The sequence below is a fragment of the Faecalibacterium sp. DFI.5.82 genome, assembly GCF_029076575.1.
Taxonomy (GTDB): Bacteria; Bacillota; Clostridia; order Oscillospirales; family Ruminococcaceae; genus Faecalibacterium; species Faecalibacterium duncaniae.
In genome coordinates this window covers 1-416 of sequence record NZ_JARFIS010000104.1, presented here as the reverse complement: position 1 = coordinate 416, position 416 = coordinate 1, and the positions used below count along the sequence as shown (strand labels likewise).

Annotated in this window: 1 pseudogene; it reads left to right on the top strand. The window is 62.0% G+C overall.

Annotation, left to right across the window (positions count from 1 at the left end):
• Positions 1 to 416 (top strand): annotated as a pseudogene (locus tag P0G09_RS15780) (S-layer homology domain-containing protein); the annotation flags it as partial.

The following is a 416-nucleotide window of genomic DNA, read 5'->3' as shown; positions in this document are numbered from 1 at the left end:
CCAGCAGCACCGCCAGCCTGGCAAGCTATCTGCTCAAGATCGGTGCCAACAGCACCACGGGCGTGGTCAGCTCGGTGCTGGATTACCTGAGCTGCGGCGCGAACTATGTCTGCTACGTCAACGGTGAGCAGACCACCTATAAGACCAGCGTGAAGTATCCGGTGCTGGCGGGCGGCATCTCGGTGCGCATGACTGCTTCCGGCAGTGTGGTCACTATGGCTCAGCTGCTCCCGGTCACGGTGGATCTGCTGGGGGCGGCCTCGGTGCGGAGCGGCTCCACCCGCTATGAGACTGCCGATGACATGCAGGTGTATCTGTGGTTCAAGGGCAAGTATTACGCCACCACCATTTCCCAGATCATCGCCGAGGATTACAGCCTCATCGGCTGGTACGATGCCTACGGCAGCGCGGCGGGC